At 46.3% G+C, this 24,678-nt stretch carries 20 protein-coding genes; 8 read left to right on the plus strand and 12 right to left on the minus strand.

Annotation, left to right across the window (positions count from 1 at the left end):
* Window positions 1-9 precede the first annotated feature (9 nt).
* The 4 genes from VV1_RS16715 to nrdD form a co-directional block, all read right to left on the minus strand.
* The gene (locus VV1_RS16715; RefSeq protein WP_011152202.1) at window positions 10-1,197 is read right to left on the minus strand and encodes an amino acid aminotransferase; all 1,188 of its coding nucleotides are present in this window, start codon (window positions 1,195-1,197) and stop codon (window positions 10-12) included.
* A gap of 210 nt (window positions 1,198-1,407) precedes the next feature.
* On the minus strand, window positions 1,408-3,720 hold the full coding sequence (locus VV1_RS16720; RefSeq protein WP_011081296.1) for a methyl-accepting chemotaxis protein: 2,313 nt from the start codon (window positions 3,718-3,720) through the stop codon (window positions 1,408-1,410).
* Window positions 3,721-3,934: 214 nt separating this feature from the next.
* Window positions 3,935-4,402, minus strand: coding sequence for an anaerobic ribonucleoside-triphosphate reductase-activating protein (nrdG, locus tag VV1_RS16725; protein WP_011081297.1), 468 nt, complete (start codon window positions 4,400-4,402; stop codon window positions 3,935-3,937).
* Window positions 4,403-4,476: 74 nt separating this feature from the next.
* Window positions 4,477-6,597 (minus strand): anaerobic ribonucleoside-triphosphate reductase, encoded by a 2,121-nt coding sequence (gene nrdD / locus VV1_RS16730; RefSeq protein WP_011081298.1) that lies wholly within the window; start codon window positions 6,595-6,597, stop codon window positions 4,477-4,479.
* 296 nt (window positions 6,598-6,893) lie between these two features.
* On the opposite strand from nrdD, the gene VV1_RS16735 reads away from it, so the two are divergent.
* Window positions 6,894-7,787, plus strand: a complete 894-nt coding sequence (locus VV1_RS16735) for an endonuclease/exonuclease/phosphatase family protein (RefSeq protein WP_011081299.1) — start codon at window positions 6,894-6,896, stop codon at window positions 7,785-7,787.
* Window positions 7,788-7,948: 161 nt separating this feature from the next.
* Here VV1_RS16735 and VV1_RS16740 read toward each other — a convergent pair whose 3' ends face one another.
* The 5 genes from VV1_RS16740 to VV1_RS16760 all read right to left on the minus strand — a co-directional run bounded on the left by VV1_RS16740 (window position 7,949) and on the right by VV1_RS16760 (window position 13,368).
* Window positions 7,949-11,098 (minus strand): efflux RND transporter permease subunit, encoded by a 3,150-nt coding sequence (locus tag VV1_RS16740; protein ID WP_043921130.1) that lies wholly within the window; start codon window positions 11,096-11,098, stop codon window positions 7,949-7,951.
* A 1-nt stretch (window position 11,099) separates the two neighbouring features.
* Complete coding sequence (locus tag VV1_RS16745) at window positions 11,100-12,047, minus strand: efflux RND transporter periplasmic adaptor subunit (protein ID WP_243742172.1); 948 nt, start codon at window positions 12,045-12,047, stop codon at window positions 11,100-11,102.
* A 95-nt stretch (window positions 12,048-12,142) separates the two neighbouring features.
* Window positions 12,143-12,610: a YeeE/YedE family protein gene (locus tag VV1_RS16750; RefSeq protein WP_011081302.1), complete on the minus strand. Its 468-nt coding sequence runs from the start codon at window positions 12,608-12,610 to the stop codon at window positions 12,143-12,145.
* Window positions 12,611-12,618: 8 nt separating this feature from the next.
* Complete coding sequence (locus VV1_RS16755; protein ID WP_011081303.1) at window positions 12,619-13,041, minus strand: YeeE/YedE family protein; 423 nt, start codon at window positions 13,039-13,041, stop codon at window positions 12,619-12,621.
* Between the two features lie 15 nt (window positions 13,042-13,056).
* The gene (locus VV1_RS16760) at window positions 13,057-13,368 is read right to left on the minus strand and encodes an ArsR/SmtB family transcription factor (protein ID WP_015727962.1); all 312 of its coding nucleotides are present in this window, start codon (window positions 13,366-13,368) and stop codon (window positions 13,057-13,059) included.
* Window positions 13,369-13,520: 152 nt separating this feature from the next.
* On the opposite strand from VV1_RS16760, the gene VV1_RS16765 reads away from it, so the two are divergent.
* The 4 genes from VV1_RS16765 to VV1_RS16780 all read left to right on the plus strand — a co-directional run bounded on the left by VV1_RS16765 (window position 13,521) and on the right by VV1_RS16780 (window position 18,714).
* Complete coding sequence (locus VV1_RS16765; protein ID WP_011081305.1) at window positions 13,521-13,706, plus strand: YgaP family membrane protein; 186 nt, start codon at window positions 13,521-13,523, stop codon at window positions 13,704-13,706.
* An 85-nt stretch (window positions 13,707-13,791) separates the two neighbouring features.
* A complete protein-coding gene (locus VV1_RS16770) occupies window positions 13,792-15,495 on the plus strand; it encodes an FAD-dependent oxidoreductase (protein WP_011081306.1) in 1,704 nt (567 codons plus the stop codon).
* 326 nt (window positions 15,496-15,821) lie between these two features.
* On the plus strand, window positions 15,822-17,387 hold the full coding sequence (locus VV1_RS16775; protein ID WP_011081307.1) for a DUF1800 domain-containing protein: 1,566 nt from the start codon (window positions 15,822-15,824) through the stop codon (window positions 17,385-17,387).
* A 10-nt stretch (window positions 17,388-17,397) separates the two neighbouring features.
* Window positions 17,398-18,714, plus strand: coding sequence for a DUF1501 domain-containing protein (locus VV1_RS16780; protein WP_011081308.1), 1,317 nt, complete (start codon window positions 17,398-17,400; stop codon window positions 18,712-18,714).
* 69 nt (window positions 18,715-18,783) lie between these two features.
* On the opposite strand, the gene VV1_RS16785 is transcribed toward VV1_RS16780, so the two are convergent.
* The gene (locus VV1_RS16785; protein WP_011081309.1) at window positions 18,784-19,872 is read right to left on the minus strand and encodes a ketoacyl-ACP synthase III; all 1,089 of its coding nucleotides are present in this window, start codon (window positions 19,870-19,872) and stop codon (window positions 18,784-18,786) included.
* A gap of 294 nt (window positions 19,873-20,166) precedes the next feature.
* Between VV1_RS16785 and trxC the strand changes: the two genes are divergently transcribed.
* Both trxC and VV1_RS16795 read left to right on the plus strand, forming a co-directional pair.
* Window positions 20,167-20,601, plus strand: coding sequence for a thioredoxin TrxC (trxC, locus tag VV1_RS16790; RefSeq protein WP_011081310.1), 435 nt, complete (start codon window positions 20,167-20,169; stop codon window positions 20,599-20,601).
* 198 nt (window positions 20,602-20,799) lie between these two features.
* A complete protein-coding gene (locus VV1_RS16795) occupies window positions 20,800-21,954 on the plus strand; it encodes an MFS transporter (protein WP_011081311.1) in 1,155 nt (384 codons plus the stop codon).
* A gap of 5 nt (window positions 21,955-21,959) precedes the next feature.
* On the opposite strand, the gene VV1_RS16800 is transcribed toward VV1_RS16795, so the two are convergent.
* Window positions 21,960-22,844, minus strand: coding sequence for a helix-turn-helix transcriptional regulator (locus VV1_RS16800; RefSeq protein WP_011081312.1), 885 nt, complete (start codon window positions 22,842-22,844; stop codon window positions 21,960-21,962).
* Between the two features lie 51 nt (window positions 22,845-22,895).
* Here VV1_RS16800 and VV1_RS16805 point away from each other — a divergent pair, with 51 nt between their 5' ends.
* Window positions 22,896-24,281: an MATE family efflux transporter gene (locus VV1_RS16805; protein ID WP_011081313.1), complete on the plus strand. Its 1,386-nt coding sequence runs from the start codon at window positions 22,896-22,898 to the stop codon at window positions 24,279-24,281.
* Here VV1_RS16805 and VV1_RS16810 read toward each other — a convergent pair.
* Window positions 24,250-24,675: a nitrous oxide-stimulated promoter family protein gene (locus VV1_RS16810; protein ID WP_040110805.1), complete on the minus strand. Its 426-nt coding sequence runs from the start codon at window positions 24,673-24,675 to the stop codon at window positions 24,250-24,252. The genes VV1_RS16805 and VV1_RS16810 overlap by 32 nt on opposite strands.
* Window positions 24,676-24,678 lie beyond the last annotated feature (3 nt).

The following is a 24,678-nucleotide window of genomic DNA, read 5'->3' on the forward strand; positions in this document are numbered from 1 at the left end:
TCACCTGCATTAACGTTGTGAGACTTTGACTATCGCGTCTGCCACGTATGGAATGTGAGCTTCTGTAAGGCCAGCGATGTTAATTCGCCCGTCACCTACACCATAAATTCCATATTCATCTCGTAGCGTTCCCATTTGCTCAGGTGTAAAGCCTAGCACAGTAAACATACCCTTGTGGCTTTCAATGAAGTCGAATTGTGACGTATTGTGTTGATTTCTCAATTCATTACATAAAGTTTGACGCAGGTTTAACAAACGTTGCTGCATTTCACACAATTCTTGCTTCCAAGTGGTTGTAAGTTCGACATTTTGTAGGATTGTTTTGACCAATGCAGCACCGTGATCAGGCGGCATGGTGTAAGTTGAACGTGCGAGTGTCAGCAACTTACCTTTCGCGTTTGATGATTCTTTTGCGTTTTTGCCAATCACAATGGCCGCGCCAGTACGTTCACGGTAAAGACCAAAATTCTTCGAACATGAAGTGGTAATCAGCATTTCTTCAACACGGTCAGCCATGAACTGCAGCCCTTTTGCGTCTTCTTCAAGGCCATCACCAAAGCCTTGGTAGGCAATATCAACAAAGGGTGTGAAACCGTTCTTTACTGCCAAATCGGTGATGGCTTGCCAAGCAGCAAAATCAATGTCTGCTCCCGTTGGGTTGTGACAACAACCATGAAGCAGTACGACATCCTTTGGACCTGCAGTAGCAAGATCATCTAACATCTGGCCGATGTCGACTTGCTTTGTTTCTGGGCTGAAGTAGCGGTAATAACGCACTTTCAACCCGGCAGCTTCCATCACTGGCTTATGGTTCACATAACTAGGGTTAGAGATCCAAACGGTGGTGTCTGGCTGTGCCACTTTCATCAAATCTCCGAGCATACGCAGTGCGCCACTGGCTCCCGGTGTTTGAATCGCACTCACTCGGTCAAGTACGGAAGTACCCGCAAGCAATAAATTCACCATCGATTGGTTAAACTCTTCGCATCCCGCTAGGCCGACGTACGACTTGGTTGTCTGTGTATCAGCAACGATTTTTTGCGCTTGGGACACCGCACGCATGATTGGCGTTTCGCCTTTGTTGTTTTTGTATACGCCAATGCCAAGGTCTACTTTTTGGTCACGCGGATCGTTACGAAAAGCAACGGTTAGAGAAAGAATAGGATCTAAAGCTGGTGTTGGTAATTGAGAGAACATGAAAGTCACAACCCTTTGAAATTCAAGTTACGGAGTTATCTCCAGATAGTGCGATAAAACTTAACATCAAAGCGTCTAACTTCGAAACATATTTTTTCTGACGACGGTAATTAAAGAATAAAACGCTATCAGCAAGCGCACCTTTGCCTTCCAGGCACTCACCGATAGCGTTTTATTCCGTGTCGAATTCTCTCTCTGTAGAAGGCGTCTCTAAAAACGGAACTTCGACATTTCCTGACTCAGCCCTTTGGCTTCATCAGCAAGTTGACGTGACACATCATCCACCTGAGTCACTTTTTCATTGACGGAAACCGAAGCATCGGCGATCGAGGTAATACTGCTGCTGATGTCTTCTGTGACCGCTCGTTGCTCCTCAGTTGCCGCCGCAATTTGGATATTCATCTCGTTCATTTCTTCTAACATTGAGACAAGCTGTTCAATCATCTCGGTGTTTGTTTTACAGGTTGAAACCCCACGCGAGACGGTTTTGTTGGCATTATCGATACACTGCGACACGCTGTTTGTTTCACGTTGTAACGCATCGATTTTTTGACGGATCTCTTCTGTCGAAGATTGAGTCCGACCAGCCAACGAACGTACTTCATCAGCGACGACTGCAAAACCTCGCCCTTGTTCGCCCGCTCTCGCTGCTTCAATTGCCGCATTCAGAGCGAGCAAGTTGGTTTGCTCCGCAATACCTTGAATCACATCGAGCACCTCAGCAATCGAAGCACTTTCATTTCTTAATCGACCAATGGCTTCGACGGCTACCTGCATCTCGTCATGCAATTTACCGATCTCTTCCCCCAAGTCGTTGCCAACCTGTACACCTTTCACGCCTTGCTCATTCGCCCCTTTAACATAATCGGCGGCGCGATTGGCAAACTGCGCCACTTCTGCAATCGACGCACTCATTTCGTTGACTGCGGTGGCCACTGAATCGGATTTCGCGTTTTGCTCGGCAACCGCCTGACGTGTTGCTTGCATATTGTTGGTTATATTGAGGGAGTTGTTGCTCAACGTATCCGTTGCGCTGGAAAACTGGCCGATCATTTGCTGTAGGTGCGAGAACAAGTGGTTGAGTGACGCGGAAAGCTCAGTGACCTCGTCTTTGCCTTGGACATCAAGTCGCTCAGTTAAGTCGTTATTACCACAAATGCGCTCAACTTTTTCACAAGCAAGGCGAATAGGCCGAGAGATACTGTTACCTAACACATAAGAAAGCAGCACTGAAACGACAATGATCCCCACAATACTCATTAAAACGGTGTTTCTCACCGAGTCTTCCAATATCGCTAAATCCTGGAGTGCTTCGTCGTAGTCAATTTCGGTCAATATTGCCCACTTCAAACCGGCAACGGTAACCGGACTGTACGCAGACATGACTTGCACCCCGCGATAGTCGTCGATGATCTCAAATCCCGACCTGCCCATTAACGCGTTACGTGCGGCATCACCGTCGATTTCTTGTCGACCGATGGTCGAGCCTTTGCTGGCAATCTGTGCCAGCAGCTGCGGCGAAACACCCGCCGATTTCATTACAGCCAAATAGTCGTCAGGCGCTTCCAACAGAAAGCGAGACTGGCTACGCATTTTTTTGTCCGGGCCAATGAGATAGCTTTCGCCACTCTCACCCAAACCCGATGCAGCCCAATTTCCCTTGAAGGTCATGATGTTATTGATCACATCCACCGGCATTTGGAAAATCAGCACACCCAAGCGCGAGTCACCTTCCATTATTGGTGTGGCTATAAATGAGGCGGCCGCTTCATACGAGGGATAATACGGTTTGAAGTCATCAAGGTAGTATTGATCTTTATTCAAAGCCGCCGCTTTTCTGTAAGCTTCTGCAATACCAGTGTTCGAATAAGGCCCTTGCTTAAGATTGGTGGCAAAATCCAACTCTTTAAAGACGGAATAAACCACATTGCCATCGTTATCGACGAAAAAGATGTCGTAATAGCCAAAAGCTTCTAAAAAGTGTTTGATGGAAGGGTGATATTTGGCGTGAATTTGATCGTAAGTAGTGCCTAGCGTATCACTGAGATATTGGTGTTTTTCGCCAAGTGGATTCGGATTGATCGCAATGTATCGCGCTTGAAGTGCTTTACCCACCTCACCAATTTGATCAAGCATACTAATTTCATTGGCAGCTGCCCCTTCATTAAGCTCTCGGTACTTTTGCCCAAATTGATTGCTGTAGTAATTACGCAAAGCATTGACGTCTTGCGATGCGATCTGTTGAGAAGGATACGTTTGAAACGCTTGAGTAAAGGCTTTCATTGCGTCTTTAGTAGCAATGTCATCCGCTAAGGTTTCGACTTGATAGTGAATTTGCTCAAAGTAGCTCTCAATTTCACTTTTCTTAATTTCGCGTACGGACACCAGTTGTTGCGACGCTCGTGTGATAAGTGCTTGTTCAGAAAGGGCTGCAGATTTTAAACCAACTATAGCACCAGTAAATATGACGCCCAGTGCGCATAACGCTGTTGAGACCAAGATAATCTTATTAGCAATTTTCATATTCAAACCTGACCGCGACAGCGGCTCCTGAGTAAATACATCCCCAAAGAACCAACTGAGCGAAAATGTTTGAATTAATATACGTAGAGTGTAGTCAGCGATATAAGTAAGCGCGAATAGAAATTAAAGTCATAACGAATTCGCGCCTTCAAGAGTCAGCCTAAACCGCCAAGGTGGTTGAATCTTAACACTTAGTTGACTGGTTAGACCTGACTTACAGCTTAAAGCAGTGAATGATTTGATTCGCGCTTCCCCGCCACTCCAAGCTTGGGTCCGCTTTGTCTTGCTCAAACTTGCCGTCTATCAATGTGTCGATGTATGGCAGTATTTGTCGTTGAGCTTCGTCGAGCTCATCAAGAGTGTATCCCGTCCAAACCCAGATGTCTTTCTCCGGGCATTCCTGTTTGACGCGCTTTACCAAACGCAAAATATCGGCCACATTTGCAGGATGCAATGGATCCCCGCCAGAGAGCGATAAACCACGGCGTTTGATACGAGTGTCATTAAGATCCGCGATGATTTGATCTTCCGCTTCTTGGGTAAACGGCACACCAGAATCTAAACGCTGCGTCGATTGATTGTAGCAACCACGACACTGATGAACACAGCCTGAAACAAACAGCGTGCATCGCGTACCTGGTCCATTAACCACATCGACGGGATAATACTGGTGATAATTCATATTGACCTCTGGAAAAAATGAACCAACCGGATGGGGTTGGCTCATTGAATAACGGATGAAACCTAATGCGTTATTTACAGGTGTTTTACGCGACGTTTCACTTCTTCTTGTTTACCGAAGTTAAATGGGCGCGCATCTGGACTGCCTAAGTAACCGCAAACACGACGAGTGACCGATACCTTGGATGAGTCATGGTTGCCACATTTCGGGCAGGTAAACCCTTTGCTCGTACAATCAAACTCTCCGGTATAACCACACTCGTAGCACTCATCAATCGGCGTATTGGTACCGTAGTAAGGCACTTTGCTGTAACTGTAATCCCACACATTTTCTAACGCTTCGATGTTCTTTTGCATGTTAGGGAATTCGCCATAACAGATAAAACCACCGCTCGAAATTTCAGGGTACGGCATCTCGAAGTCGATCTTGTCATATGGGTTTACTTTCTTTTCAACATCCAAATGGAAGCTGTTGGTGTAGTAACCTTTGTCTGTCACGCCTTCAATCACACCAAATTCTTTGGTGTCGATTCGGCAGAAGCGACTACAGAGGTTCTCACTTGGCGTGCCATACAGGCTAAAGCCATAGCCCGTTTCTTCCGACCACGCTTCTACCGCTTTCTTCATGCGTTTAACGATGTTCAACGCTTTCTCACGCAATTCGTTGTCATCGTAAACATGAGTTTGATTACCAAACAGCGCGTTAATGGTTTCGTGAATACCGATGTAACCTAACGAAATGGACGCACGCCCATGTTTGAAAATATCCGCGATAGGTTGATCGGCTTTCAGACGCACACCACAAGCACCTTCCATGTATAGAATTGGTGCTACACGAGCTTTAACATTCTCTAAGCGGCTAATGCGCGTTTCGAGAGCTCGACGAGCTAGCTTCAGTTTTTCATCCAATAGCGCATAGAACTTCTCTTCATCACCATTTGCTTTTAGTGCAATTCTTGGCAAGTTAAGGCTTACCACACCAAGGTTGTTACGACCTTCGTGAATCAGCTCGCCATTCTCTTCGTAGGTACCTAGGAAGCTACGGCAGCCCATTGGCGTTTTGAATGAACCGGTGATCTCAACCACTTTGTCGTAGTTCAAGATATCTGGATACATACGCTTAGAAGCACACTCTAACGCCAATTGTTTGATGTCGTAGTTTGGATCGGTTGGTTTATGATTCAGACCATCTTTAATGGCGAATACCAGTTTCGGGAATACCGCTGTCTTGCGGTTTTTACCAAGGCCCGCAATACGGTTTTTCAAAATGGATTGTTGAATCAATTTCGATGCCCAACTTGTACCCAAACCAAAGCCAAACGTCACAAATGGTGTTTGGCCATTTGCAGTGTGCAGCGTATTCACTTCGTACTCCAAAGATTGGAATGCGTCGTAACACTCTTTCTCAGTTCGTGCGATGGCAAAACCTTCTGGATTATGGATATCCCACTCTTGGGCAATTTTTAAGTGCTTTTCGTAACTCGCGTTAACATACGGCTCAAGGATCTCATCAATGCGATTGATGGTGGTACCACCATAAATGTGGCTCGCCACTTGCGCGATAATTTGCGCAGTCACCGCAGTTGCGGTTGAAATTGACTTAGGCGTGTCAATTTCCGCATTACCCATTTTAAAGCCGTGAGTCAGCATGCCTTTTAGGTCAATCAGCATGCAGTTAAACATTGGGAAAAACGGCGCGTAATCGAGATCGTGATAGTGAATATCACCTTCATCATGCGCTTGAACCACATCACGTGGCAAAATGTGCGTTTTGGCATAGTGCTTCGCCACAATACCCGCAAGCAAGTCACGTTGGGTTGGAATCACTTTGCCATCTTTGTTGGCATTTTCGTTGATCAAGTCAACGTTGCTTTCTTCGATTAAGCCTTCGATTTCGCGTGTTAAGGTGCTTTGTTTCTCGCGTGCAATATCACGGTCATGACGATATTCAATGTACGCGCGAGCTAAAGACTTGTATGGGCCTTGCATCAACTCGTTTTCAACGCGGGTTTGGATTTCGTGGATATGAACTTCATCGTGATCTTTTAGCTGTAGCTCAACTGCCAACGCCACATTGAGCGCATAAATAGCAATTTCTTTATCAACGTTTTCCGCGGCGGCTTCAACTGCTGCCTGAATGCGATCCCTGCTAAACGGAGCCCTTGAGCCATCACGCTTGATTACGATTGGTTTCACTTTATTCTCCTTACCCTAAGCATACTCACAGAGTTATCCACAAACACACTATATAGGGTTATTTTTTATCCGACTGGCACTATATATTGTGGCGTATTAAACGAAAAGCACTAGGCAAAAGTATTGATTTCGATCAACAAAATAAGATGATGGATTAAGATCAAATCGATCTTATTGGCTGAGATCTCAGATATAAAGAAAACCATGAAAATTGCAAAAATGTGGCGATTTCTACTTGAAATTTTTGGAGGTCTTGTATGATAAAGGCTGCCTAAAAACACAGGGAATATTTACTTATGTTGAAGCACACGCTTGGTCTCTTTTTCACCGGCTTGGTTTATTTACTCTTGCCAACGCCCCTTTTGGCTGCTCAACCAATGACATTCACCAGTTGGAACATGGAATGGCTTTCATCCACACCTTCAGCACGAGTCAAAGAAAGTCACCGTAATGAAGAAGATTTCGCCAAATTGGCAATGTACTTCCAAAAAACCAACAGCGATGTTTTGGCCTTTCAGGAGGTCAATGACTTGGCCGCGATTAAAAAAGTCGTCGGAACCAACTATCAGATCTTGTTTTCGGATCGCTCTAATCCGCGCTATCAGCGTTTTCAATTCGATGACATCAATCAATACACGGGATTTGCCATCAAGAAAGGCATTCCTTTTCGCGACGTCGGTGACATCCAACTCAACAAAGGCAACAGTAAGTTGCGCTTTGCCTCATACGTCATTATTGGTAACACCTCAAATGAGCTACATGTGTTAAACGTTCATCTCAAGGCCGGGTGTAGTGGAGCCTATAAAGGCAATGATGCTTGTCGAACACTCCGACTTGAAAGCCAAGCACTGGGCCAATGGATTAGCCAAAGGCAGAGCAACAAACAAACCTATCTTGTCCTTGGTGACTTCAACCATAACCTTGCTTATCGTAATGACTGGCTGATGAATGAACTCACCAGTGCCGGCAAAATTCATTTGTTGACGGAAGACACCAAAGCAAACTGTAAGGTTCGCTCCAAAAAACAACCCAATAAGGTTCATTCTTTTCGTTCACTTATCGACCACATCATCGTCAGCGAAGGTTTAAGTGCCTCACAAGCAGAACAGAAGTTGTTTACCAGCAACGATGTGTTGAAGTATCAATTGAGCGATCACTGCCCTGTCTCAACCACAGTGACCTTACCTTAGAGCATCGTCTTGATGAGCAAGAGAAAGAGAAAGAAATAGAGAAAAAATGAGAGATAAAGAAATTGGAAATAAAGAGACGAGCCCCGACGTCGGGGCTCTCGTTCGTTGATTGCTCAGCTCTGTTGCACTTCAACGATTAAATTTCGTTCGCACGCAAACACCTAGACAAAGCGCTTTTTCATTGCCGCGTAGTAGAGCACAGGAATCACAATCAAGGTAAGAATCGTCGAGACGAAGATACCAAAGATTAAGCTGATTGCCAGACCATTGAAAATGGGATCATCAAGGATAAACACCGCTCCAATCATCGCAGCCAACGCGGTAAGCATAATCGGTTTCGCCCGAACCGCTGCCGATTGCATCACCGCTTCCGCAAACTCAACCCCTTCTTCCACTTGCTGGTTAATAAAATCCACCAGCAAAATGGAGTTTCGCACGATAATCCCCGCAAGAGCGATCATGCCGATCATCGAGGTTGCGGTAAATTGCGCGCCCAACAAAGCATGCCCAGGCATCACACCAATAATGGTCAGTGGAATGGGTGCCATGATGATCAATGGCACTAAGTAGGATTTAAACTGTGCCACCACAAGCAAGTAGATAAGCACCATACCGACGGCATAGGCGATCCCCATATCGCGGAAGGTTTCATAAGTGATGGTCCACTCGCCATCCCACATGATGGAAATTCCCTGCAGGCCATCTGGCTGATGAATGAAGTATTGCTCCAGCGGCATACGCTCAGACAAGGTTCCTGATAAAGCCGCCATACCGTAGAGCGGACTGTCCGTTTCCCCAGTCATATCCGCCACCACCATGACCATAGGCACAAGGTTTTTGTGCACGATATAGTCTTCCATTTTGGTTTGACGAATGCTCACGAGCTCAGACAATGGGTATCGGTTTCCCGTTTGACTAACGACCTGCATGTTTAACACTTGCTCAAGGCGCACTTTCGCACTTTCATTCGCTTGAATCATCACGGGGATTGGATACTTGCTGTGTTCAGCGTGCAGATAAGTTATTGGCTTAGCACCGACTGCCGTCGCCAAAGCATCAACGATGTCACTATAGGGCACCATTAAATTGGCCGATTTACTTCGGTCGATCACCACTTGCCATTTTTGATGAATTTCAGGCAAATACATATCGACATCGACGATATCTTGCGTTTCTCGGAAAATGTCTCTGACTTGGCGCGCAGCCTCTGCACGCAATTCTGCCGTAGGCGCATACACCTCAGCCAAAATGGGCGACCAAACGGGTGGCCCCGGCGGCACTTCCACCACTTTCACTTTACCACCAAACTGGCTGGCAATCTGGTTAAGCATTGGACGCACTGAACTGGCAATCTCGTGGCTGTCTCTCTCTCGCTCACGGCGATCCAACAAGTTCACTTGAATGTCCCCCTGATGAGCTTGATTGCGTAAGAAGTAGTGACGCACCAAACCGTTAAAGTTGATTGGCGCTGCGCTACCGACGTAGATCTGATAATCGCTCACTTCAGGCACGTCATTAAGACTTTGCGCCATTTCAAAGAGCACACGTTGTGTTTTCTCCAACGAGCTGCCTTCCGGCATATCGAGCACCACTTGGAACTCAGACTTATTGTCAAATGGCAACATTTTCAACACCACCGCCTGCATCACTGGCAACGCCACCGATGCAGCAATCAGCCCGACAATACCGAGCAATAACAAGAAGCGATTGCGCCCTTGCGCTCTGGCGGTAATAAACGGCGACATGATTTTATGGAAGATAGAATCGGCTTTGTGCGACTCTTCGTGATGTCCCGATTTCAGCAATTTACCCGATAACCAAGGAGAAACCACAAAAGCCACAGCTAACGAAATCAACATCCCCATTGAAGCATTAATCGGAATCGGGCTCATGTAGGGCCCCATAAGGCCAGAAACGAACGCCATCGGCAGCAACGCAGCGATAACCGTCAGTGTTGCCAATATCGTTGGCCCACCCACTTCATCCACCGCTACGGGGATCAACTCTGCCAGTTTTTTCTTACCCATCGACATATGACGGTGAATATTTTCAACCACCACAATGGCGTCATCCACAAGAATGCCGATGGAGAAGATCAGGGCAAATAAAGAGACACGATTGAGCGTGAATCCCCAAGCCCAAGAGGCAAAGAGTGTGATCATCAAGGTCACAACAATGGCAATACCCACAACCAGAGCTTCGCGCCACCCCATCGTCAGCAGTACCAACAACACCACGGCCGTGGTTGCAAAAGCAAGTTTGCCTATCAGCGTGTTGCTTTTATCCGCTGCGGTTTTTCCGTAATCACGTGTGATGGCGATATCAACATCATGCGGAATCAACTGATTTTTCAAAACCTCTAGGCGATCTTCTATCGTTTGTGCAACATCAACCGCATTCTCGCCGCCCTTTTTCGCGATTGCCAATGTCACGGCTGGGTAAAGGCCTTGCTTATCGCTAGTCCACACATTTTGCGTTGGCGTGTTTACCCCAAGTTCAACGTCAGCAATGTCCGAGAAATAGACTGGCGCGCCATTCGCCACGCCCACCACCAACTGCTTAATCTGGTCAACATGGGTGAGAAACTCACCGATCTGTAACGGTATCTGCTGATTATCATGAGTTAAGCTAAGCATCGGTGAGCGGCGATTCGCTGATGGCAACACTTGGTTTAGCTGACTAATACTAATGCTGTAAGCGTTCATTTTTACAGGGTCTAGACGCACATCCACAATAGTGGAGTGCGCGCCCACAGTGTAGATATCGCGAGTTCCCTCTATTCTTTTCAGCTCTGTTTCAAGCCCGTGAGCAATTTGCGTTAGTTGCTGGCCAGTATAATGCCCTGATTTATCAGACAAGGTCACAGTGACAATGGGCACATCCTCGATACCACGAGGTTTGATCACGGGTTCGCCTACACCAACACCTTGTGGCATCCAGTCTTTATTTGAATAGAGTTTGTTGTAGATGCGCACCACGGCATCATTACGCGTGACCCCAACGTCAAAGATGGCCACGATCATCGCGCCATCTGGCTGAGAAAAGGAGTAGATCTTATCGATGCCTTGAATTTCTGAGATCACTTGCTCTGCGGGCGTCGTCACCAAACTGGCCACTTCTTGAGGAGATGCGCCCGGAAACGGGATATACACATCAGCAAAAGTCACATCTATTTGTGGCTCTTCCTCTTTGGGTGTGACAATAACAGCAAATAACCCCATCAATAACCCTACCAATGCGAGCAAAGGTGTCATGGCTGAATGTTGGAAGGCCGCGGCAATGCGACCCGAAATTCCGAGTCGTGTATCCATACTATTCACCTTTGACGTTGATGAGGTCCGTGGTAATTCGATCACCGATTTCTAGGCCGGAGAGCACTTCATAGCTATCCTCAAACTCTTGTCCTAAACGGATCGGATTCAAGATGGGTTTATTGTTGTCATCAAGCCGATAGACCACACTCAGTTCTGCACGACGGATCACCGCTTGCTTAGGTACTAATAAAAGTGCTCTTTGCCCATAGGTAAAACGAGTTTTAACCCAAGAACCAGGAACGAAATTTGCCTGATTTTCCGGTAGGTTTAAGCGAATCGGAAAACTATGAGAAGCCGAGTCTGCGTATTGGAAAAGATTGAAAGAGCTTGGTGAAACCTGTTCACCTGCCCCGTTATCAATTACAAACTGAGTCGATTCTTTAACATAAGCACGATAATCCTGCGGGATCTGTGTTTCGACACGAAGTTGCTGTAACGAGAACCCACTGAGTAAAGGTGTGCCCGGAGCCACCGTTTCACCTAACTCAACAAAGCGCTTAGTCACGACGCCATCATAAGGTGCAGTGACACTTGTGTAACCGAGAGATTCTTTCGCTTGCGCAACAGCGGCTTCTGCAGATTTGACCGCAGCCGCACTACTTCTGGCGCGAGATTCCGCTGCATCCATTTGATCTTGGGAGATGGCTCCTTTTGGCATCAACTGACGAAAGCGCTTTACTTGAGCTTGAGCTTCCGTGTTTTGCGCTTTGGCACTCGCCAACTGGGCTAAAGCAGAATCCAGCGCCGCCGACTGCTGCACCGCACTGATTTCCAACAACACCGTCCCTTGCTTGACGAAGTCGTTAACATCCACATTCAACGCTACGACTGTACCCGAGGTTTGCGCTGCTACAGTACCTTGATTGACAGGCTGGACAACACCATCAAAGACAACGGATTGCTCCACTGTCTTCAGTTCGGTGATGTAGGTTTCGGCGTGCACCATCGCTGGCACAGCAGAAAGCAATCCCATTGCGAGTGCTGAGTGTTTAAACCATTGCATAGATAATCTCCCTTGATCTTTACGCCAGCATAGTCTTGTTATGCAAGTTCTGTTTTGACTTCTCGCGCATTTTTAAAACAAATCAGTAAGTTGGTGACACCTAATCCCACCATCATGGCTGCAAAGAAAAGCACGATTTGAATGTTACCAAGCCCCAAACTTGCCACAGCAGGGCCAGGGCAAATTCCAGCCAATCCCCAACCAATACCAAAGATCGTTGCGCCCGCGACCAAACGTTTATCGATAGTTTGCTGACTGGCTAAGCAAAATGTCTCAGCATTGAGTGGTTTCTGTTGTTTGCGTATTAGCAAGAAGTAACCTGGCATGAACACCGCCAATGCACCGCCCATCACAAACATGAGGCTTGGGTCCCATTGACCTGCGATATCGAGAAAACCAATCACTTTATTGGGGTCCGTCATGCCTGAAATCGCCATCCCCAAACCAAACAAAATACCCGCCATTAATGACGTCAATCGAAAGACAAAATTATTCATTTTATTCATGCCCTAGCTTAAGAAATCCAGTGAAGTCGAACAAAAACTGTCATGGCAGCTACCGCCATAAAAATCGCCGTTGCGACGATAGAGCGTTTTGATAAACGGCCAATGCCACAGATCCCGTGACCACTAGTGCATCCATTTCCTAAACGTGTGCCGATGCCCACTAACAACCCAGCCGCAGCGATTAATACGCCTGATGTGGGTAACGCGACCGATGCGCTCGCCGCACCGAAAGTCACGGCCAGAACACCACCACTCACCATGCCGACGACGAACATCAAACGCCACGCAAAATCTCTTGATTTAGGGGTGAGTAATCCCGTCAAAATACCGCTAATCCCTGCCACTTTGCCGTTAACCAACAACATGGTTAAGGCAGAAATGCCAAGTAAAATGCCTCCTGCCAACGACTCCCAAGGTACTACAAACGTCATATCTTCCTCGCAAAATTAGGAACAAAAAATAAACTGTAAACTGCCGATCAACTTTTCGATTCGGGGATCAGCTAAAGAATAAAAAACTTGCTGAGACGCTTTGCGCGCTTTGACTAAACCATGTTTCCGTAAGACGGTGAGATGCTGTGAAAATGCGGATTGGCTCAACGTTGAGCTTTGCTGAAGCTCACCAACACCGATTTCACCTTTTGTTAGCTGACACAACACCATCAATCGCTCAGGATGCGCGACTATTTTTAACAGCTCAGAAACGCTTTCCGCGCTCTCTCTCATCTGTTCTAAATCAATTATTTTGTCATTGCTCATCACAACCACCTCCCCTGCATTGGTTTAAATCTTACGCAAACACGAACATTAGTCAACTCTAATTTAGTTATTTTACATTTAGGGTTATTTTTATTAGACATTGCTAATTTAAGTATGTATGGTATGCCTATCAACAACGAGGAGTGCTTGTTATGACAATTGAAAACGGAGTTCGCATTTTGGCAGGTAGCATGGTGTTGCTATCCCTAGTTCTTACCCAATACGTTCACGAAAATTTTGTTTGGTTGACCGTATTTGTAGGCCTGAATTTGATTCAAAGTGCATTTACGGGCTTTTGCCCAGCCGTCTTTTTCCTTAAAAAGCTCGGCCTTAAGTAATTCGTTTTATTTGACCGAGTTGTCAGAGTTGTTTGCCTTTTCACTCTACAATTCGGTCCAATCCTAAAATCAGAGGTTGAATATTATGACTAAAATCGTGATCGTTGGTGGCGTCGCAGGTGGTGCTTCAGCAGCAGCTAGAGCACGTCGTTTGAGTGAAGATGCACAAATAATCATGTTTGAACGTGGTCCTTTTGTCTCTTTTGCGAATTGCGGCTTGCCTTACCACATTGGTGGCGATATCAAAGAGCGCAGCAAGCTGCTTCTGCAAACACCAGAGAGCTTTCTAGCACGATTTAATGTTGACGTACGTGTCATGAACGAGATTACTGCGATCAACCGTCACGAAAAAACGGTCACCGTCAAAAACTTAATCGATGGTAGCGAATACGCTGAAAGTTATGATTTCCTATTATTGAGCCCTGGAGCTGGGCCAGTTGTGCCACCGATTCCTGGTATCGATAACCCTCTTACCCATTCTTTGCGCAACATCCCTGATATGGATCGCATCATTCAAACGATTCAAACCAACAACGTTGAACATGCCACGGTGGTTGGAGGTGGATTTATCGGCTTAGAAATGATGGAGGCCTTCCATCAATTAGGCATTAAGACCACGTTACTCGAATTGGCTGATCAAGTGATGACTCCTGTTGATCGCGAGATGGCCGGATTTGCGCATGCGGAAATTCGCGCCAAAGGCATCGATTTACGTTTAGGTACTGCGTTAACCAGCGTTGAGTATATCGCCAATGATCATGTTGCCAGCGAAAATGCGGGTGAAGATATCCAACATCAGCATATTTCCGGCCATTTGGCGCTGAGCCTGAGTACAGGGGATACGTTAAACACTGATGTTCTGATTATGGCAATTGGTGTCCGTCCAGAAACCAAACTGGCTCAGCAAGCAGGCCTGCAAATTGGTGAGCTCGGCGGCATCTACACCAACGACATGATGCAAACCAGCGATCCTTCTATCTATGCCGTTGGCGATGCAGTAGAAGAAAAAGATTTTGTGACAGGAAAACAAACACTTGTCCCCCTTGCTGGCCCAGCAAACCGTCAAGGTCGCATGGCAGCAGACAACATGCTTGGCCGCAGTGAGCGCTACCAAGGCACTCAAGGCACCGCGATTTGTAAGATCTTCGATTTGGCCGTTGCATCAACAGGTAAAAACGAAAAACAACTCAAACGCGATGGTGTCGAGTACGAAAAAGTCTACGTCCATACCGCGAGCCACGCGAGTTACTATCCAGGCGCTGAAATCGTGTCATTTAAAATGTTGTTTGATCCGAAAACCGGCAAAATTTTTGGTGCGCAAGCCGTCGGAAAAGACGGTGTAGACAAACGTATCGATGTCATGGCCGTCGCTCAACGCGCGGGAATGACGGTTGAACAACTTCAGCATCTTGAACTGACCTATGCGCCTCCTTACGGCAGTGCAAAAGATGTCATCAACCAAGCAGCATTTGTCGCCAACAACTTAATCAAAGGCGACGCAAAAGCGATTCATTTTGATGAGATTGAACACCTGAACGACGACCAATTACTGCTTGATGTGCGCAACCCTGGTGAACTGCAAGCAGGCGGTTATTTGCCTGGTGCGATTAATATTCCGGTGGACCAACTTCGCCAACGAATGGATGAACTACCAAAAGACAAAGAGATCATCATCTACTGTCAAGTAGGCTTGCGTGGTAACGTCGCCTATCGACAACTGGTGAATAACGGCTATAAAGCCCGTAATTTACTGGGTGGCTACCGAACTTATATGTTCTCTAAATGTTAATTTCATTAGTACATTAAATAAGGGAAGCATCGCTTCCCTTATTTTTTATTACATTCTTATTAAGCTCAAATAATATAACGAAATTTGGTACTTTCGTACGATTGCTATCACTCCTTAAGTCGACTCTAATACCATCAATAGACACTAGCATTTAGGCAAAGACTACAGACTCTTTAAGAAACAGCAAGATAGAGCAAATCACTTTATTTTTTACAAAAAATTGCACTGCGTTCTGTTTATCGCTCTATAATTTTGGAGAAGCGCTTCCAATGATTAGTAGTTTATTTTACAGCTCATAGAGCTAAAAACCACGCTACCATTTTTGGATGGTAAGAGAGTCAATTATGAGACAACGTCAGATCATTAATATTAGAAATGCTCTGCTGTTAGGTATTTTATTTTTAATTTCTATACCTGTCGTAATAGCCGGTGAGAACAATAATCTTACCAAGCAACAACAATATCAATTTTTATATCAAACCACCTTTGGGCCGACACCACAAAATCAACAACAGCTTGATTCTTTGGGCATTACAGCGTGGCTTGAATATCAATTTTCACTGCCATTTACCTCACATCAAACCCTTTACTTAACGCCATTCCCGAAAGGAGAACAGGCCAATCGTGAAAACGCTTGGTATCAAATTTCGATACAAGCGGAAGATCAATTACGGCAACGCATGGCTTTTGCTTTAAGCCAAATTGTTGTGGTATCCCGTTATGGCGGACAATTTGGTTCAAGAGCTCAAGCACTTAGCCAATATTATGACCAACTGGGTGAGCATGCATTTGGTAATTATCGTGAGTTACTAAAAGAGATCGCCATTAGTCCAGTCATGGGGAGCTACCTATCAATGATGGGTAGTAAAAAAGAAAATATCTCAACCGGTGCTCTACCCGACGAAAATTTCGCTCGCGAACTCATGCAATTGTTCACTCTTGGCTTGCATCAGATCAATATGGACGGTTCATTCAAAACCACCAACGGTAAGCGACTCGCCACCTATCATCAGCACGATATTCAGGAATTGGCGCGCGCGCTGACTGGTTGGTCGAGATCGGACTATAGTTACCTGCTGCCAATGAAGGCCAATGCACGTACGCACGATAGTGGTGAAAAGTTGTTTTTAGGCCACACCATTCCTGCAGGCATGCAACCAGAAGCCGAACTTGATTTGGTACTGGATATTATCTTTCAGCACCCTAACGTCGCTCCCTTTATATCGAGACTTTTGATTCAGCGGTTTACCACATCAAACCCGAGTCCCGAGTACATCGAGCGCGTTGCCAATGTGTTTGCCAATAATGGCGCTGGGGTTCGTGGGGATCTCAAAGCGGTGCTTTCCGCCATCCTGACCGATCCGCAAGCCCAAGCCGGCGCGAGCAAAATCAAAGAGCCGATTTTAGTGTTAACCCAATTTCATCGAGCCTTTGAGCTCACCCCCACCAGCGACAGGCTTATTAATGCAGTAACCTTTTTGAATGTGGCCAATCAAGGTGGCTTACGTGCGCCTTCCGTATTTAACTTTTATTCGCCAGACTTCGCACCTCAAGGGGAGTTTGAGCAAAATGGCTTAGTCGCGCCAGAGTTTGAGCTTCTAGATTGGAACGTCTACACCCAAGTCGTGAACTACATGTACTACGCCATCAAGAGTAATAACGATCCGACCATGAGCATGAACCTAGCTCCTTATTACGAGCGTTTAGATCAGCATCAGGCTTTGGTCGATCTTATCAATGAGCGTTTATTTGGTGATGCAATGTCAGATGCCCTAAAAAGCTTATTGCTGAACACGCTAAATGACTATCCAGAAAGCTATGTCGCCAAAACCAAGCTTTCACAGATTCTATTCCTCGCCCTATCGAGCGAAGAATTCTTTATCCAAAAGTGAGGATAAGAAAATGAAACTTTCACGCAGACATTTTTTACACGCTTCAGCAACGCTTAGTTTTGCTGGCACTTTTGGCTTTTCACTCCCGGCTCATGCTGGGTCGGATTTCAAAGCATTGGTTTGTATCTACCTTGCTGGTGGCAATGATGCGATCAATACCGTATTAGCGAAAGACAACGAACACTACCTGCAATACAAAAATGTTCGTGGCAACCTTGCATTAAGCCAATCACAGATCATTCCTCTGTCACTCAAAGCGCAAGACAACCAAGGCAAACCCGTCACATTGGGACTGCATCCTGCGATGAGTAAGCTTGCTAACGTGTTTAACCAAGGTGACGCCAATGTGGTGCTTAATTCCGGGATCTTGTGTCAACCCACAACAAAACAGCAAATTCTCGATGGCACCGCCATGCTGCCAGAGCAACTGTTTTCCCACAATTCGCAATCCGATGAGTGGATGCGAGGTGCCGCCAACTCTGGCATAAACTTGGGTTGGGCAGGCCGGTTATTGGACGCGCTGTCTTGCCAAAGCAGTGTGACACCGCTATACAGCGTACACGGAGATTCGTTGTGGCTACGTGCCTCTGAATATCAGCAAGTGGTGCTTCGTAAAGATCGTGCTGTAGAGTTAAATGGCCTTGTCGATTCTGGGCTTAGCGATCTTTATGACGAGATGCTGGCCTTTGAGAGTGAGTCACCTTTCCAACGTCAGTTCCGCCGCATGGTCAATCACTCACGAGCGGTGAGCCATACTTTAAGCCAAACACTCGACTCAGTGCCCGATAACCCGATGTTTACTTCGTCTGATCTCGGTAAGCAGCTCAATACTGTGTTTAAGCTTATCAGCCAACATCAAGCATTGGGACAAAGTCGCCAAATCTACTTTGTAAAACAAACTGGCTACGATGTGCACGACACTCAATTGACTCAACACCCAGCTCTACTGGAAGACCTCAGCGACAACATGTACGCTCTGCACCAGGCATTGGGTGAATATCAACTTGGTGACAGCGTCACCACGTTTACCATGTCCGATTTTGGGCGTCGCATGGCGAGCAATGGTAACGGTACCGATCATGGTTGGGGAGGACACCAAATTATTATGGGGAAAGGTGTACTCAGTGAAAATGCCATTGGACACTGGCCAACGTTGAAAATTGATGGCGAGGATGACTATTCTAAAGGTCGCTTAATACCGCGCATCGCTGCCGATCAGGTACATGGGACATTGGCAAAATGGATGGGAGTTCACGATGATCAATTGATGCGTTATGTACTTCCTAATCTCACTAACTTTCCCGACGGTGATCTCGGTTTTTTATAAAGCGTGACTATTTATAGAGAATAAAAATAGGGAACCAAAATGGTTCCCTATTTGTTTTTAATCAGAGAGTTACTTATCTCTGCGAGCGTTACATAGCTCTATCGCGTTTTTCAATAGCTCTAGTGCGCTCTTGTCGCACTCAGGTAAGGCGGCATCACTTTCACTGATTGCCTCGACGCGTTGGCCCCATTTCACTAAGCCTGCACCCCACGTCAAACCCGCACCAAATGCCGCTAACAAAATGTTGTCACCCGCTTTGATGTGACCTTGTTCTACCGCTTCACACAATGCGATAGGCACAGTGGCCGCAGAGGTGTTGCCATATTTCTGAATGTTCACAAACGCTTTGCTTTGATCAATACCAGAGAGGTCACACAAGGTTTGAATAATACGAATGTTTGCTTGGTGTGGGATCACCACATTAATGTCATCTTTGCTCATCCCTGCATGTGCAAGAACATGAGCCGCAGCGCTTCCCATACCTTTTACCGCTCGCTTAAAGATTTCCTTACCGACAAAGTTGAAATCCCAGTAACCGTTGTCTGCAGCAAAGCGATCCATAGAAGTACCAAACTTAGGCACAGAAAGAATGTCACGACCTTGTGCGTCACAACCGCTCTTGGCGTTTTGCAAACCAACCGCTTCTTCAGTGCGAGACAGCACCACCGCACCAGCACCATCGCCAAACAATACCGCGGTATCACGCATTGCCCAGTCAATGTAAAACGACAGTCTTTCTGCACCAATAATCAATGCATGACGGTATGCGCCAGATTGGATTAAACGCGTGCCTGTTTCCAAACCGTACACGAAGCCTGTACATGCCGCGTTAAGATCAAACGCCGCGGCCGCTTCAATTTCAAGGTTCTTTTGCACCATTGATGCAATGTTAGGGATCAGAGAATCTGGCGAGCAAGTCGCAACAATAATTAAATCGATATCTTGAGCCGTAATGCCTGCACGCGCTAACGCCTGTTTTGCTGCTACGGTGGCTAAGTCAGAAGTATTTACATGGCTGATACGGCGATTTTCAATACCAGTACGAGTCCGGATCCACTCGTCCGACGTATCAAGAAAGGTACTCAGATCGTCATTTGACAAGACAGCTGGTGGCAAACATTTCCCCCAACCGGTAATTTCCGCGTAATAATTTGTCATCTTAGACCTATTTATTGTTGTTTTGGAATTTAATAACCTGACATCAGGTCATGTGGTATCGGCAAGTATACGCTTTATCGAAGGAGCTGGTAAGTCCAGTTTTGATTCCCTCATTGAACTTGGCACTTGTCACCCATATATATACCTAAATAACTTGCTGTGGCCAGTCGGTGGCAAAAATGGCTCTATGTGCATGGTGAAACGCCTTGCTCTGAAACGAGCCATAGCAGCCAATAATGCCTTCACTTCAAGTCAGCAGGATATAAAAAGTTAAATCAGTAAAGGAAGTAAAGTATGTCCACCTTTCATTCACGTTGCCCTTCATGTGGTGGTATGAACCGTTTACCCGTCGAGCGTGTATCAGATAGCCCGAACTGTGGTAAATGCAAATCTGATCTGTTCGACGGCGCACCTATCGAAGGGACCAACGACAATTTCACCCATTTGCTTCAAAGCGATCAACCTGTCGTGGTCGATTTTTGGGCACCATGGTGCAATCCTTGTGTCGGTTTTGCTCCTGTTTTCCAAGATGTCGCAGCAGAGCGCAAAGGCAAAGTCCGTTTCATTAAGATCAACACCGAAATCGAACAGCAACTCGCAGCACAATTTCAAATTCGCAGCATTCCAACCGTGATGGTATTTAAAAACGGTCAACGTGTGGATGTGATTAACGGTGCCCTGCCTAAAAGCCAGTTCGATCAATGGCTAAATCAAGCGTTAACTAAGTAATCGTAATGCCAGGCAAGCGCTGTTTTCGCCTGGCATGCATTCAAGTTATCGATATTTTTCCCTTAAACATCCAGTCAGCACATCAATAAAATTTTGCATCCCTGACGACAAATATCTCTGATTTTACATGTCTGTTTTTTAGTCGCATAGTCGCGCCACTTTCATCAACAACCATGTGAAATTTGGAGATTACAACGCGTGAACCAACACAGTGACAAATCATTCGGTATTGCTATACCAATCATTGCTTTAACGCTCTACTCTATTGCGTCTGGGTATTTGATGAGTTTGATCCCACTGGTCACGAGTGAATATCAGCTTCCTGTTTCATTAGCCAGTTGGCTCGCTAGTGCATTTTACGCTGGCCTATTATTAGGCTCTGTGTTTTTTGAGCCTTTGGTTCAACGCATCGGCCACAAGTTTGCCTTTGTTAGCTGCTTGGTTATTTTTATTGCCACGATCGTTGTTTTGCCTTTTTTCGCTTCTAGCCCGGTTTGGCTGGCGGCTCGCTTTATAGCGGGCATTACCGTAGCGGGTATCTTCGTTGTCGTGGAATCATGGCTGCTTGATGGTGACGAGCGCTCGCGTGCGAAACGCTTGAGCTTTTATATGATCTCTCTTTACGGTGGTACGGCGTTTGGGCAAATCGGTATTACCTTCCTTGGTACCCAAGGCTTACTGCCGTTTGCTACTATTTGCGTGACATTGTCACTGGCAGTCATCACGTTGCTCTGCTTCAGAACCACTCAACCAAATAGCGCCGAGTCGGAAAGCCTGTCGTTTAAACAGATCATCAACCTTAACCATGCTGCGGTGATTGGTTGTATTGTTTCCGGCCTCACTTTGGGCGCCATTTACGGTTTGATGCCGCTAGAGCTGGCAAATCGTCATATCTCTCATAGCGAGATCGGCAGTCTAATGGCGCTGGTTATCCTCGGCGGAATGGTGGTTCAACCCACAGTGACATTACTAAGCAAGTGGACAGGCAAAACGCTATTGATGGCGTTTTACTGCTTAGTAGGTGTCTTTGCCATCGGTATGACTTTGCTTACCAGCTCGACGATTGTCCTCGCGGTGGCGCTGTTTATTTTAGGCATGGCGGTGTTTGCTTTGTATCCCGTTGCGATTACGCTTGGCTGCCAACAGTTGGACAACAAGTTCATTGTTTCCGCCACTCAAGTGATGCTGTTCAGTTACAGCGTTGGCTCAGTGGTTGGCCCTGCTCTGGCGGGTAGATTCATGACTCAGCCTCATGGCTTGCTTGGCTACCTTTTTGCCATTCTAGTACCCACAACGATCTACATGTTGTTTGCCGCCCTGAAAACACGCAAAGTGGTGTCTCTCGGCGAATAACGCGTTTACTGCTGATTTTTACGAAAGTGAGTTGGCGATATGCCAAAGTATTTCTTAAACCTATGGGTGAAGTTGTAAGGGTCTTTATATCCCAAACGATGAGAAATCATGGTTATCGTCCACTCTTTGTAACGCAAGAGATCGGCAGCCTTTTCCATTCTAAGTTGTATAAGCCGCGTACGCGGGGAGACACCAAATAACTGCTTAGTCAGGCGATTAAACTGCTCCTCGCTGATAAAACAGCGTGACGCCATATCCGCAACGCTCCATGGTAAATGCAGCTGACTCTCCACCTCATTAAACAATGTTTGCACTCGTGAGAGAGAGGTTGAAATCGTAGGTTCAATAACCAGCAACATACGTGCAGCCTCGCTAACCAACATTCTGCGATAACTGGGCCTTCCACCTATCTCGCCGTACAACAAACACATTAACGACCAGATTAACTCCGTTTCATGAAAACTGACCACCGTTTGTCCCATACGCTCAATGTGTTGCCACTTTTCCGTTGGTTTAGGTAGCAGCCAAATCATATCCCAATGGCCTAATTGTGGGTTCATTTCAAAACGAAACGGTGTATGGGCAGGCAGAATCGTGAGGCTGTAAGGGGCGATTTCCCACACTCGATCTTTGGTGATCAGCACGCCGCCCCCTTTCAAGGTAAAAAGCAAGGTATGCACGCCAACGCCATAACGCTCAACGTAGTAGCCATCTCTTAGCTCTGCGATACCCGCCATAAAAATCTCGGCGCTTTGCCATTCAGGAATTTCGGTCTGTGTCAGAAAGCGCTCTTTACATCGGTCGGCCAGATAGACCTCATCAATCCATTCTTGCTTGGGCAAATAGCCATCAATGACGGATTCGCACAGGTTTTGTGATTTTTCAAACATGTTAACTCCTCAGCAATCCCGATATATTCCCACCGCAACAGAGGAGAGAAAATGAACGCACTTCACTCAGAGACAAATAATCCAAAAACCTTGCCAGAAGGTCTATTGAAAACCATTACCAAGCTAGGTTTCCCCGTTGCCATTCAAAGTGCATTGGTGGCTATCTTGGCTTTAGCCGATGTGCTTATGGTAAGCGACTTTGGTAAAGAAGCAACTGCCGCTGTGGGAATTGCCTCAAAATGGCACTTTATCGCCATCATGATTATGGCGGGTTTGGCATCAGCCAATGGCACACTAGTAGCTCAGTATTGGGGCAAAGATGATGCACGCAGTGCAAAAGCGGTGTCTCTCATTGCGCTGAGCTTTGGCTTAAAAGTCCTGATCCCGGTGACACTACTGATCACCTTGGGTTCGCAGTTTATCATGATGCTGCAAACCAATGACCAAACCGTTATTGGTCTCGGCTCCGTGTATCTTTGGTATGCGTTCCCAGTACTGTTGTTAACCCACATCGTGATTGTGATTGAATCAAGCATGCGCTCATCCGGTGACACCGTCACTCCGCTTATCATCGGTTCATTGACCATTGTGATTAACATTGCGTTGAACTATTGGTTGATTAAGGGTGGATTTGGCATACCGGCGATGGGCGTAGCAGGTGCAGCATTAGCCACCTCGATTTCACGCGCAATCCAAGTCTTATTGATGCTGGCTTTGATGAAATTAAAGCAACATTGGTTGTTAACGACCGAAGCCTCCTCTGAAAGACCTTCTTTATGGCTGTCCTATCGACGATTAGCCCTGCCTGTCACGTTAGGCGCGGTATTGTGGGGCATTGGAACCATGGCCTACCAAATTATTTTTGGGCACATGGGAACGACCGAACTGGCCGTATTTAGCATGTTGGGACCGTTTGAATCTCTTTGTTATGCGATTTTCTTTGGATTGTCCGTCGCCTGCTCTGTGTTGATTGGCCAATCCTTAGGGCGAAATGAGTTTGAACGCGCTCAAGCCATGGCGGCGTACTTTATCAAAGTGGTGTTTATTGTTGGTTTATCCGTTGGTGCGTTTATGTTGTTAAACCGTGAATGGATTCTCGCTGGCCTCAATTTGAATACTGAGGAGTTACGCCCACTTGCTGCACCGGCTGTGATTATCCTCTGCTGTGGCATTTGGATTCGTATGCTGAACATGACCATCATCAACGGCATCATCCGCGCAGGTGGCGACAACATCTTCTGTTTGAGAATGGACTTTATCGCCATGTGGATGACTGGTATTCCCTTATGCGCTTTTGCTGCGTTCATCGCAGGCATGGAGTTTAAAGTGGTTTACTCACTGATGTTAGCGGAAGAAGTGGTCAAGCTGGCGCTTTGTTATCGTCGCTACACACAGAAATTCTGGATCAAGAACCTGACTGTGGTGACGACTTGCTAGCCAACCGTTTGTGTCGGTTTGAACTCTCCGGTGCCGGCTTCTCTGGCACCGCTTTTTTTTCATGCAGCAAGTGCCTCACGGCCAGTATGGGGTGAACAAGTAACATACGTGGGCCTGCGTAACGCATTACCAAACGCATCTGTTCTTTTTGCGCTTTCTTATAACAGTGAATGGGACACTTATTGCAGGTCGGCTTATTTTCACCATAGGGGCATCTATCCAAACGCACCTCGGCGTACTCCATCAACGCTTGGCATTCATCACACAGCCCTTCGCTTTGGTGATGATCTTTGCAATAAATCTTGATCATCGCAGTCACTGTTTTAAATTCTGTCGCCAGTGCACCCATCAGCATGTTTGAAGTCATCGTTCTTCCAATTCTTATCAATAACATTGT

The organism is Vibrio vulnificus CMCP6, assembly GCF_000039765.1.
In the GTDB taxonomy this organism is placed as follows: Bacteria; Pseudomonadota; Gammaproteobacteria; order Enterobacterales; family Vibrionaceae; genus Vibrio; species Vibrio vulnificus_B.